The 12,843-nt window shown below is 45.5% G+C and carries 6 protein-coding genes; 1 reads left to right on the top strand and 5 read right to left on the bottom strand.

Annotation, left to right across the window (positions count from 1 at the left end; translation table 11 throughout):
• Position 1: 1 nt before the first annotated feature.
• From AC58QD_RS10730 to AC58QD_RS10745, 4 genes are all read right to left on the bottom strand, one after another.
• Complete coding sequence (locus AC58QD_RS10730) at positions 2-931, bottom strand: ABC transporter permease (protein ID WP_497332924.1); 930 nt, start codon at positions 929-931, stop codon at positions 2-4.
• An 11-nt stretch (positions 932-942) separates the two neighbouring features.
• Entirely contained in the window at positions 943-2,592 is a 1,650-nt protein-coding gene (locus tag AC58QD_RS10735) for a type 2 periplasmic-binding domain-containing protein (RefSeq protein ID WP_497332926.1), read from the bottom strand.
• Positions 2,593-2,759: 167 nt separating this feature from the next.
• Positions 2,760-5,039: a helix-turn-helix domain-containing protein gene (locus tag AC58QD_RS10740; protein ID WP_497332928.1), complete on the bottom strand. Its 2,280-nt coding sequence runs from the start codon at positions 5,037-5,039 to the stop codon at positions 2,760-2,762.
• Positions 5,036-6,025 carry an aldo/keto reductase gene (locus AC58QD_RS10745; protein WP_497332930.1) on the bottom strand — a complete coding sequence of 330 codons (990 nt, stop codon included), beginning with the start codon at positions 6,023-6,025 and terminating at the stop codon, positions 5,036-5,038. Before AC58QD_RS10745 ends, AC58QD_RS10740 begins: the two co-directional genes overlap by 4 nt.
• A 336-nt stretch (positions 6,026-6,361) precedes the next feature.
• Here AC58QD_RS10745 and AC58QD_RS10750 point away from each other — a divergent pair, with 336 nt between their 5' ends.
• Positions 6,362-11,740 carry a hypothetical protein gene (locus AC58QD_RS10750; protein WP_497332932.1) on the top strand — a complete coding sequence of 1,793 codons (5,379 nt, stop codon included), beginning with the start codon at positions 6,362-6,364 and terminating at the stop codon, positions 11,738-11,740.
• Between the two features lie 105 nt (positions 11,741-11,845).
• On the opposite strand, the gene AC58QD_RS10755 is transcribed toward AC58QD_RS10750, so the two are convergent.
• Positions 11,846-12,709 carry a sugar phosphate isomerase/epimerase family protein gene (locus AC58QD_RS10755; protein ID WP_497332934.1) on the bottom strand — a complete coding sequence of 288 codons (864 nt, stop codon included), beginning with the start codon at positions 12,707-12,709 and terminating at the stop codon, positions 11,846-11,848.
• Positions 12,710-12,843: the final 134 nt, after the last annotated feature.

The raw sequence follows: 12,843 nt of genomic DNA on the forward strand, positions 1-12,843 counted from the left end.
GCTACCATAATCCTGAATCGGTCCTTTTCCGGCTCCAGTAGTTGGCCATCACCAACATGGTCAGATTGATCACCGAATTGAATAGACCGATTGCTGTCGTATAACTATAATCCGATTCCAGAATCCCCTTACGGTACACGTATGTTCCAATTACATCTGCCGATTCATACACCAGAGAATTGTATAGCAGCAGGATCTTATCGGTTCCAACCACCATAAAGCTTCCAATCTGCAGGATGAGCATAATGATGATCGTAGGCATGATGCCCGGCAGCGTAATAAAGAACATTTGCTTCAATCTTCCCGCCCCGTCTACTCTGGCAGCTTCATACAGTGAAGGGTCTATATTAGCAATGGCCGCGAGAAATATTATGGAGCCCCAACCGACATTTTGCCAGATTCCTGAACCGATATAAATCGTTCTGAACCACTCCGGCATCCCCATAAACGGAATTGCCTCTACTCCGAAAAAGGCCAGCAATTGGTTAACAACGCCATCCCGGGCCAGAAAATCGATTAGCATACCAGAAATAACCACGATAGAGATGAAATGAGGCAAGTACGTGATTGTCTGGACCCATCTCTTGAACATATTGCGGCGCACTTCATTCAGGAGAAGAGCAAGCACAATTGCAGACGGAAAAGCAAAGATCAGTTCATACAAGCTGAGAAGCAGAGTATTCCGCAAAATTCTCCAGAAGTAAAAGCTGTCAAAAAAACTGGTGAAATGCTGAAATCCTATCCATGGGCTGCCCCAAAAGCCGAGAGAGGGAGAGTAGTCTTTGAAAGCGATCTGCACTCCATACATCGGACCATAATGAAAGATCAAATAATAAGCGACTACCGGAAGCAACATGAAGTAAACATATTTGTTTATTCTGAAGTCTCGAAGAAGCCTGTTCATATAGCTGTTTTTATCGCGTATCATCATAAGTGCTCCCGTTATCTTTTGTTATACCGATCTAAGGCAGCCTGTTTAAGTTTGATCACCTCTTCAATGCCCATTTTTTTGATCGTTTCTACAAATTTATCGAAATTACTTAACGGCTCTACACCCATGACAAATTTATTGAACATTTCCTGGTAATAAGTGTTGATGTCATTCAATAATGAAGCAAGTTTGGTGCTTTCCTCTGCTGTCTGTGATATTAGGGGTATAAGCTTGGCATGATCCGCTTTGGCCCACGTTGCTGCTGCTTGTTTCTGCTCAGGCATCACTATTGTATACTGTTCGGCTAGCCGCTTATCGTATACAAACGGACCTGAGAAGGTGCCATGCGTGTACTTCGTCAATGCTTGGGCCAAGGTAAGCTTTTCCGGGTTATTGGTAATGAAATCTGTGAGCTTTGGGTTGCCATTGTCCATTTTGTAGGTGACGTTCTCGGTACCAAAATTGTACAATAGGTTGCCTGCTGAACCGTAAGCGTAGTCAAGCCATTTGACGATTTGCTCAGGGTTTTTAGCTTCTCCGCTTATAGCAGCACCTCTGCCGGCGAAGGAGGGGTCCATCTGGCCAATTGATTTACCGCCTGATTCCAATGAAGGATAAGGAGCGCCCACTAGTTTGAAATTCGGATTAACTTGGGTTACCGCAGTTGTGTAAGTACCGATACCATAACCAACATTCATGGCCATAGAGCCGACCAATCCTTCGGTCATCTTCGCATCTTTTAATTTCTGGTCAATTGTAGCGTAGTCCTTATCGAACAGACCGTCTTTATACCAGCGGCTCAAAAGAGTAAGATAATCTTTGAACTTAGGGTCGATTGGTCCGTATTTGATCTTTCCTGCGTCGTTATAAAATGTGCTTGTAATGCCATAGGCACCAACGAATGCATGTCCGTAATCCGCTAATTTGGGATCGAACAAAAGGGGAATCTCATCTTTCTTCCCGTTGCCATTCGGATCCTTATCACGGAAAGCCGTTAATACTTCTTCCCATTCCTTCAGTGTTGTCGGGACTTTCAAGCCCAGCTTATCTAACCAATCTTGTCGCATAGCAGGGCCGTTAAATACTCGCACACTTTCGTCCGGGCTAAGATAGGGCATAACGAAAATGTTACCCTCATCTGTGGTGATAAGTTTTTTGTATTCAGGATTGTCCTTTAGAAGCTTGGATAAATTAGGAGCATGCTGCTCAATCAATTCATTCAGGCGCAGGATCCTTTTATCTTTGATCGCATTATCAGGACCTTTAGGCGCAATCGTCCATTGATATTCGATGACGTCCGGCATATTACCCGATGCCAGGAGCAGATTTAACTGTTCTTTGTCTTGTCCTACCGGTGGATGCTGGAATTCAACCTTTGTTCCTGTTATCTTCTCCATTTGCTTATAGACGTCCATTTCAGCAAAGGTTTTCATTGTACCCGCGACACCAGCGTTCATGGCGACCCAGTAGGTGAAGCTTGCCGGATACTTGGCCGCTTCTTTGGGTGCTGTTTCTTTCGCGGACCCCGTACTGCTTGGTGAAGGTGTTATTTCAGAAGAATTGTTACTGCTGCATCCAGCTAATGTACTGAGAGCCAGAGCGGAAGTTAGAATTACAGCGATCACCTTTTTCTCTTTGAATCTGTTGTTCTTTTGGTTCATTGAGTGAGCCTCCCTGATAATGTATAATTCGGCTGTCTTCAAGCCGCAGTTTGATCATAGCGAAGGCAACTAACCTAAGGAAGAACCTGATTGCGAGAATGGTAACTACTCTTAACATAGCGAGGTATACATTTTTAGCATCAAGCAACTGAATTCAATAACGGAGCCTATTCCTGCATCTCCCTGTATTGTCCAAGTGTTATTCCTTCGATTTTTTTGAACACCCGCCCGAATCCGATATGGTTGGAATACCCGACCTTCCGAGATATTTCACCTATCGTTAATGTGCGGTCACTGAGCATGATCTTCGCTTGTTCCACGCGATATTCTGCAATCGAATCCGAAATGTTTTTACCGGTATATTTTTTGAAAAAAACAGACAAATACTGTGGAGTGATGTGAAACTGATCGGCGATCATCGTTAGACTTAGGTTTCCGTCATGATAGTGATCCTTCACGAACTTCAGTATTCCGTTGTACATGCGATCCCCCTGGTCAGTACGCGCATCTTTGGCAGATGTACATATGTCGTTAAGCAGACGCTTCACTTGCTCGAGCATATCGGATGCGGTATGGCAGTTGGCGAAGTAAGTAACTGGATCTTCGAGCGTTATCGAGAATTGCTCTTCCGCAGCAGACGTATGAATAACTTTCAACAGAGAAGCCAATATCTCCATGAAGAGAAATCGGCCCATCTCGGGCGAAATCACGCTATTGGTAAAGTTCGCTTCATAGATCTGGGTCAAAATATTCACTGCGTTTGTGTAGTCACCCGTCTTAGCATAGTTAATCAACAACACTTCGAATTCGATCGGATAATGATACATCGTCCCCTTGCTGCTGCTGTTCGGCTCATGAAAAATGATCGTATTAGAGCCCACTACAACCCGACGTTCCAAAGCTAATAGTGCATCCAGATAACATTTCCAAATATGCTCCAGCTTGTCCTGCTGTTGGCTGACGGCAATCGTCAGATTGAATTGGAAGCGCGTTTCGCAAATTTGTTTAAGTGCGTAGATCCAGTCATCCTGCTCGGGGTGGTGCTCCTCATGCACTAACTCGAGTACCGCAAGTCGGTTCCTCTCCAGTTCTACTACGAATCCACGCCCCTGCAAAAGCTCCATGCTTACGTTGGTAAGTGTGAATCGAACAAGCGCTAACTCCTGCTCGGTTTCGGACTTCATGAACTTTTTGCCGTCTTCAATATCTAACAGCAGTACCCGAAAGGAGCGCTGCTCCAAACTCACATCCATATAATCTAATGACGCTTGGTCCAAGGTGGCGATGTCAACATTCCCCTTAATTAGCCGGGAAATGAAATTGGATTGAATGAGAGGAGCTTGTTTTTCGAGCGTTTTTTTGAGTACTTGTTCTTCCTCGAACGAATTCAACAATGTACTGTTGATAATCTCGTATTCATTCATCTTGGCAATACCCGATATTAAGCTCCGTTTCTTAATTACTCGTAACAATTCGTTGATCGGTTTATAGTTCCGATAAGCCAAATAGAAGGAAATGGCCACTCCGGCAACGATCCCAACAGCAAGCAGACCAATAAACACCAGCTTGACATGGTTGATTTGCTTCATGACTACTTCATCCGGAACAACCGTTACATATTTCCAGCCGTTATCTCCCGTTGTATAGGAAACGAGAAGGCTTTGCCCGTCCTTCTCCATCTCAAAGGATGAGTCGGCTGCGCTCAGTTTATTTGATATATCGTCCGACACATACTGCTGATTCAGTGAAGTCACAAGCCTGTTGCCGTTCTGATCCAAAATAAAAGTTGAGCTATTACCATCCCAATCCATTCGCTTCAATAAATTAACAATTTTCTGCTCGTTGATCAGAATGACCAAGGAGCCTTTCAGGTTCTTGTTCTCCTCGATCGGGAGAGACTGAATATAGGTGAGCATCCTTTGCGTGGAACCGTTTTCTGTAATGTCCATGGAAAGAAATTTTTGGTTGTTATGCTGGGTAAGCAATTTCGACATGTCGGCTTGATACTCAAAATGTTGAATTCTTCTAAAGTACAGCTCTTGATCGGTCTGCATCGTCGGAGTGACAACCATGTTGCGCTCCGAGAAATATATAAATATGGATTCCAAAAAATCATTCACAATCATAAAAGATTGCATTTCTTTCATAAGTGCCAGCAGTTTAAGCTGAACATTCCCATGCTCGCTGTCGGGATTATTCAGCAGCCACTGAACATTCGCGTTCATGGCAAACTGCAGGCTGAGTCTATCCACCTCTTTAATTCGACTGTCCACCAATTGCTGAGCATGTTCGAGCATGGCAAAATTCGATTTATTCACATTGCGCACCAAAGTATTCTCAAGAACCTGATAGCCGACTCCTCCTGCGACTGTTGGAACGATTAAGATGCAAAAATAGGAAATCAAAATAGCAACAAACACGCTTCTTCTTCTTCTCAGCAGAATCATTCCCCCCCGGCTTGACCTGTTTCAATGAAGCGCGCAACGGACGGGTCTAACCTCAGCTCTCCGGCCCTGCAGCTATCGATCAACTGCTCCGGCGTTCTTGATCCAATGATCGGGAATACGGGAAAGGGATGAGAGAACAAATAAGCAAGCGACACAAAGGCGGACGTGGAATGCAAGCTGGAAGCGACCTCTTGAGTGCGCTCCAATCTGGCGAAATTCACATCGTTGCCGTAATCACGGAGGATGCCTATTGCTTTGCCGCTAACCCCAGGTTCATTCTTATGATATCGGCCGCTGAAGAAACCTCCCGCCTGCGAGGAGAATGGCACAGCCGCCATATTCGTATGCGTATGGTACTCCTTCGTCCGTTCATCCATGACAACAATCGTAGGATCAACCAGTGACTCCACATTGGGGCTTGCCAAGCTCCACATCATTTGGTTTGCGGAGAAGCTTTTTTTGCCTTTGCGTGCTGCGTACTGCTCAGCTTCGGCAATTCGGGAGACTGTCCAATTGGAACAGGCAAAATACCGAATGTTGCCTGCCTCAACCTGCTCATGCAGCACGTCGATGATAGACTCCACTGATTGTGCGGGATCGTCGCGGTGAAGCCAGTACAGGTCGATACAATCCGTCTGCAGATTTCGCAAGCTATTGTGCAAATCATGCAGGATGTCCTCGCGAGTAAGACGAAAAAAACGTCCAGGCTTTGGCGCCGGACAAGCTCCTTTGGTGCCAATAATAACTTTCCCCCAGTTTTTGCGCTGTTTGGACCATTCCCCTATCGTTTTCTCGCTTATGCTCTTGATGTCGCTTTGCCAATCGGCATAGTTCAGGGACGTATCGAGGAAGTTGCCCCCAAGCTCTATGAACTGGTCCAACAAGCGGAACGAATCCCCCTTGTTAATTGTACTTCCAATAGGCGCCGTACCTAAGCATATGGAAGACACGTGCAAATTCGTTTGTGGAATCTCTTGATATTTCATCTAAGCACCCCTTGTCTATATAGGAAGAAATGATGTTATTTTTAATAACTATATCAGGTGTTTCTTGCAGTGCAAAGAGTGGCTAGTGGCTTCTGCCAGCATTCCTATAACCAACTTTCCAGCAATGGCGCGGGTTCTCGCAGTAAGCGGCTTTCGGCTATATTAAATTTGGATACCTCACTTGTACAATAGATACCACTCATTTCGAAGATATATGTAATTCGTATATGGAATCGTAATTCTCGATACTTTTACGAGCATGTCTCCTACATTATAGTAACAATGATGCCGGTGTTAGATGTCGGTAAAAAAACCGAAAAGAAAGGAAGCGTTTACATGCAATTGAAAAAAATCAGAAAAGGTTTGGCCTGTATGTTGATCGCGTCGATGCTCGTTTGTTTGATTCCGTGGTCCATGGCTGAAGCAGCAGGAACCGTATTAATTGATGACGATGCTCACAGTTTGTCTGCAGCAGGCTGGACAAGGCAATATGCACCGAGGACCGGCAATTATATTACAGATTCACCGAATTCGCTGGGTAATCCATCCAATGTTCCCATGAAGCAGGTTTTGCGCGGACAATATTTGTTCTACAGCTCCGCGGACGATATGAGCGGGACGATCAAGAAGGAACTCACGATTGGCTCGGGAAGCTGGCATATCGAATTCGAGGCCCGCATAGCAGATTTGATCACACCATCAGAGAATCCCACCTGGAATGGATTTACGATTGATACGATTGCAGCGGGCAAACGATACCGCGTAACGTTCAACAGCAAGACAGGTGATATGGACTCGACTTTCAAGGTGTTGATTATGAAGAACAGTTCGAATGCCTATGATGAGACCATTGTCAAGCTCGGTGATTTCGCTGATATTCATAAATGGGGTATTGAATACGACGGCGGGACGACAGTGTCCATATCGCTTGACGGTAAAGTAATAGCAAGATCATCGGGTGTTAATGTAGCAACCGGATATGTCGATCAAGCGTTGCTGTATAATAGCTCCACGGGTCTGCAATCAGGGACGAACGAGGTGTATTTGTACAGCTACAAACTAATAAAAGGGGGAAATTTACAAGTAAGCGAAGAAGTTGTGAACGATAACGGCGCAAGCCTCGTAAATGCCGGATGGACAACATCTGCCCCGGTGCAGGGGCAATACATCATCGACAACAACCATTCTCATGGCAACCCGAATTCGGTGCCGCTTAAGCCTGTGTCCAAGGGACAGTACTTGTTCTATGGCGATCAAACCTCAACTGCCTCCACGCCTTCCACAATGAATAAAAATATAACAATCGGCAGCGGAGCCTGGACGCTTCAGCTCAAGGCACGTATTATCGATTTGATGAGTCCGACTGTAAATGGTGCCGACACCGGACTAATTACCGAAATTGTGGCCAATCAGAAGGTTTACAAGCTAATATTCAGCGATCACAACAAAATAACGGCGGTCAAAGAAAATAATGGCGGCTCCTACAGTCAAACTCAAGTGGATATGCCCACCGACGACCAATTCCACACGTGGACGATCTCCAATGATGGAGGCGAGAACCTCTACGTAGGTCTAGACGGCAGGAGTGTTGCTGAATTTGGCGGGATGGGGATGAGCACAAACGCAAATGACGGGATCACACTGACAAGCGCCGCTCAAAATCGTCTCTCTGGCACGACAGAAGTATATATGGATTCTATTACGCTTACGACTAACTCGATGCCCGGTTGGGTTCAAGTAAGGTCGGATGCATATTCAACTGAGAAAGCTGTCAATGTGCTTACAGATTTCGCAGAGCGGCTGCTGGATCAAAGCTGGGTTAGATCAGCTGCTCCCGTGAATGGGAATTACATCTCCGATTTCGCTAATTCACTTGGAAATCCGAACAGCATCTCACTCTTGCCTGTTCCTCAAAGTCAATTTTTGTTCTACGCTTCTGCATCCAGTACAACCAGCTCGCTCACCAAGAGCCCTTTGACAATAGGTGCCGGGCCCTGGTTCATGGAGCTGGATGCGAATATCGTGGATTTGATTACTCCTTCTGCTAATTCCATCGCCAATGGGTTATCTGTCGATATAATCGCTAACTCCAAGAAATACAAAGTGACCTTTAACAACATGGATGCGAACGGCAATCTAAAGCTGGTCGTGCTGAAAGATGCAAGCGGTACAGTGGAAGAAAAGCAAATCCTGCTTCCCTCAGACGGAACGTTCCATAAGTGGGGCATCGGTTACGACGGAGCTTCAACCTTAACCGTCATTCTCGATGGTACGGTAGTGACGCGAATCTCAGGTATCAATGTGCCGGATTCCACCCCTGACCGGGTTGTGCTTCATAATGGAGCTAACGATCTGCAGTCAGGTACGAACAAGGTTTACATCGATTATATGAAGCTGGACAAAATAAACGTCCCAGATTGGGTATTCACTGCCATAGATGACAACGGCGACAATTTGAGCCAGTCAGGATGGGCGCGCTCTCCTAGCCCAGTTAGCGGAAGTTATATTACCGACTACCCGAGCTCCCTAGGTAACCCGAATCTCGTTCAGATGCTGCCGGTAACTTCAGGCGAGTACTTGTTCTACAGCTCGCAGAACAGTCTCCATAGCAGTATTACTAAGAATACTTATATCGGATCTGGCTCTTGGTATGCACAATTGGAAGCGCGAATAGCAGATTTACCCACACCGTCTGCTTACCATGCCTGGCGAGGATTCTCCGTAGATATTGCGGCCAATTCCAAACGATACAGATTATCATTTAACAGCCTGGATTCAAATGGGAACATGAAAATCTACTTATTGAAAACAGGGAATTCGTATGAAATGAAGCAAGTGGCTCTTCCGACTAGCGGAGGTCTTCACAAATGGGGGATCGCCTTCAACGGAACGAATGGGATTACTGTAGATCTCGACGGAACGGTTGTAGCCCAATTCACATATGTAGATGTGGCTATTGCTGCTGCAGACAGCATGAAGCTGTTCGCAGATACGAATAACTTGCAGTCGGGTACAGCCGAGGTTTATGTCGACACCATCCGGTTACTGCGAAATTATAAGCCTAAAGTATTCGTACCTAACCTTGCTTTGAATACACTTCTAAATGATGATGCCACTAGTCTGAACGCTGCAGGCTGGACGTCGAGCACCCCTCCTAGAACTGGCGTCTACATGATCGATGATGCTCCGAACTCGCTCGGCAATCCGAACGGGGTAACTCTGAAGCCCGTTCCAGCCGGACAATATTTGGCTTATGCAGACGAGACCTCAACAAGCGGCCATTACAGCAGTATGAAGCGTAACGTAACGATTGGCTCCTCCGCATGGACATTGCAGTTCGATGCTAAGATTGTTGACCTTGCGAAAGCAACGAACTACTATTTGTGGAAAGGGCTCGCGTTCAATATATACGCCAATAACAAACGTTATATGGTGGCGTTGAATAGTTATGATGCTACGAAAGGAACAATCAAAGTATTCCTGATCACCAACGGATCGAACAGCTTCAAAGAAAGGGAAGTGTATCTCCCTACCGACAACGCGTTCCACAAATGGGAAATCGTCTATGATGGAGATGGCGGGTTATATCTCGGTCTGGATGAAAATCTGGTTGTCCAATCTAATGATGCCGGGATAGCAGCGGTTGCAAGTGATAATATTACGATTAATAATTTGGCCAAAGATGTGTACACGACCGGAACCAATGAAGTGTATTTCGATCAAATCAAGCTGACGCAAAATAAAATTCCGGACTGGATTAATTACTATCCAAGCATTTCCGGGGTTACAGTCAAACCCGAGGCCAGCTCAAGCTCTGTTCCAATCCTTGTTAACATAGGAGGTGCAGATCCGACCTGGTTCACGAATCCGAACGTACAGGTTAAAGCAAGTATATACGACGATAGCGGACTCCTCTCCAGCAGCACACACGTATTAGATACCGCTACAGTTAGCTTGAACGTATACGGCGGAGGCGGATCAGACGTACGCCAACTTGCAGTTGAACTGCTGAATGACGGCATCTCAGTTGATAAAATAGTCAAAGAAATAGAGCTGTTCCCTTCTGTCGCAGCTGTCACTGCAGAATCATCCGTTACGTCCTCACCCGGAGCGGTGGCTCTGTTCACAGACGTAGCTCAGATGAAAACAAGCAGCGGTCAATATGCAGCAGCCGGGGGCTGGCAGAAGGTAGACTATAAATACAAAGGCGCGGAAGATAGCGTCACGAGTCATGTTTACAGTTTGATTGAAACAACAGCAAGCGCTCAAACCTTGACCCTGCCTGTGGATTTGTATGGCTGGTTCGGCGTATATGTTGGATATGCGGCTGGAACCGAGCAATTCGATATCGCAGACGGCAGCAGCACAAAGACGATATCTTTCCCACGTATTAATACTAGCAATCTGTATAGTGAACAGACGATCAGGGAAGAGTTCATTACGGCTGCCAACTTTAATGGAAGAACACTAACCTTCACCCCTGCAGCCAACAAAAAAGCTAGAATCGCCTATGTTAAACTGCGTGGCTTTACTACTGGGGACATTGCAGAGTATACAGCGGCCGATGAAGGCAGTCTTGGCAAGAGAGCCATCTATAACAACGATGGTTATACCCACTTTTCTTCATTGAAATATAATAACGTCGCTGCACTTCAAAACAAGGCCGTGAATTTGTTTGCAGGGCAGGATGTAGGAGGCGTCGATTGGGCGCTAGGGACAACCATGCAGTTAAATTATGATAGTCAGTATGCGGGGACGCCATTCGATTCATTCACAGAGGATGACCCTACTCTCAGGGAAATCGATATGCTTGTAAAGGGCACAATTCATAATATATTTGATGAGAGCGGCAAGTGGGCACCGGAGGTGCTGGCTCAAAGCGCTTATGATCACGGAATCAAGCTGGTCGTTTCATTCCGCATGAACGCATTTTATTCCGCAACCTCGTTCCCTGCTTTAAACGGCCAATTGTATAACGATTATATAGGACCCCCTTCTCAGAATGACACGAGACAATTAGATGCGAATAATAATCCAACGTTCCGACTCAGCTTCTACTACTCGCGCTTCAGAGACTATATCAAGAATATATTGTCGGAAGTGGCGGCAATCCCTCATGTTGACGGGGTGAACCTCGACTTTGGCAGGTATCCGTATATATTCGGCAATGAGCTGACCGATGTGGCCAGCAGGAAAGCGATCGTCACGCAAATGCTGAGTGAGATAAGAACGGCTCTGCCAGGAAAAACGATTAGTGTGCGTATCCCTTATTGGAACTATGAGAGCTATGGGCTGGATCCACAAGCCTGGATCGATCAAGACTTGATTGATATGCTTATTCCATCCAACTTGTCCTATGAAGATTTCTTCGATATCTCTCCATTCGTGAGCATGGTGTCGGGTTCGAGTGTCAAGCTCTATGCCGGAATTGTCTCAGATCTATCGGGTACAGACCTGACGAAGGAGCAAGAAGCGATCATCAGAAATGGTGGAACGATTGAAAATACTAAGCGTACGCTTAGCCAAACTCAGTATCAGAAGCGGACGTACGATGTTTATGAAGCCGGTGCCGACGGGGTATACATTTTCAACGACTGGTGGAATGGCAAAGGAATTGTCGGCTTGTTAGGAGACAAAGTTAAAGTGCATAAATGGCATTATTTTGACTATTACAGTCAGTTGATCGAGAATCCTGTGTTTATTATGGAGCCGTAGGTAAGGATTAAAGAGACAGTCGATTATAGGGGAAGTGAGAGTGATCCCCGTAATAATTCGACTGTCTCTTTTTTGCCGCCATTAATCTGTTGAGGTGCTAATAATTTATACTTCATTCCAAATGCGGAGTGCATTTTCGAACGCCATTTTTGTGCCGCTGCGGCATTCTTCCAGTCCTTCAAACTCAATTGAAATATAGCCGTCATACCCTGATGATTTGATAATATGAAGCACCTCCCACATATCAATATCCCCCTGCCCCACAATAGCACCACGCAAATAATTCCCCGCAATCGTTTTAAACCAACCTTCACCAGGATTTCGATAGGAGGGTCTAACATAAAAGTCCTTTAAATGTATCATTGAAGCCATGTGCAGGTTTCGCTTTACCGCTGTTACAGAATTCTCATCGGCACACATAAAATTGCCGACATCCAACGTAGTTTTGAAATTAGAACGATTCGTCGCTTCCACTAGGCTCTGCACTCTTTCGCTCCCTTGCACATAATAGCCGTGATTCTCTACGCTAGTCGTAATACCGTATTGAGACGCGTAGTCAGCAATTATCCCGCATGCATCTGCAAGCCTGGGCAAATCCTTGTAGAATTGAACGATAGACGCTTCATTCAGCGGTCGCACAGCTACATCATGCCGCATTTTCTTCACGCCTAATCGATTGGCAATATCGACCTCTCTCATAACTCTTGTAATTTCCCTGTCAAGGCCCGCAGCATCTTCTGTAATAAAATTGGCTCCAATGAGGTAATTGGAAATTTCAATGCCCGATTGCTGTGCTTTGGAGCGAATCTCCTCTGCCAATCCAGGATTATCAATCATCACGGTTCCGTCGGGAACAATTTCGATATGTTGCGCACCTTGCTGGGCTACCCATTCCACGACATCTGGTAAAGTCATTTCCTTTGCTCTGATCAAACGCGCTAAACAATATGAGCTAATTCCAAGCTTCATCGTCATCACTCCAATACATAATAGAGGAATTGTACTGCTTTTGGATCTGTTCATAATGCTTTCTTTATAAAGTTCCGTAATATTTATTTTTTGCCTGGAGCAACCAAGTCAACGGCATCCAGATTAAAGTATCT

The organism is Paenibacillus sp. J2R1T-4 (genome assembly GCF_059692235.1).

Coding starts and splice junctions, on each gene's coding strand:
- AC58QD_RS10730 (WP_497332924.1), bottom strand. CDS start 931: ATGATGATACGCGATAAAAACAGCTATATGAACAGGCTTCTTCGAGAC.
- AC58QD_RS10735 (WP_497332926.1), bottom strand. CDS start 2,592: ATGAACCAAAAGAACAACAGATTCAAAGAGAAAAAGGTGATCGCTGTA.
- AC58QD_RS10740 (WP_497332928.1), bottom strand. CDS start 5,039: ATGATTCTGCTGAGAAGAAGAAGAAGCGTGTTTGTTGCTATTTTGATT.
- AC58QD_RS10745 (WP_497332930.1), bottom strand. CDS start 6,025: ATGAAATATCAAGAGATTCCACAAACGAATTTGCACGTGTCTTCCATA.
- AC58QD_RS10750 (WP_497332932.1), top strand. CDS start 6,362: ATGCAATTGAAAAAAATCAGAAAAGGTTTGGCCTGTATGTTGATCGCG.
- AC58QD_RS10755 (WP_497332934.1), bottom strand. CDS start 12,709: ATGAAGCTTGGAATTAGCTCATATTGTTTAGCGCGTTTGATCAGAGCA.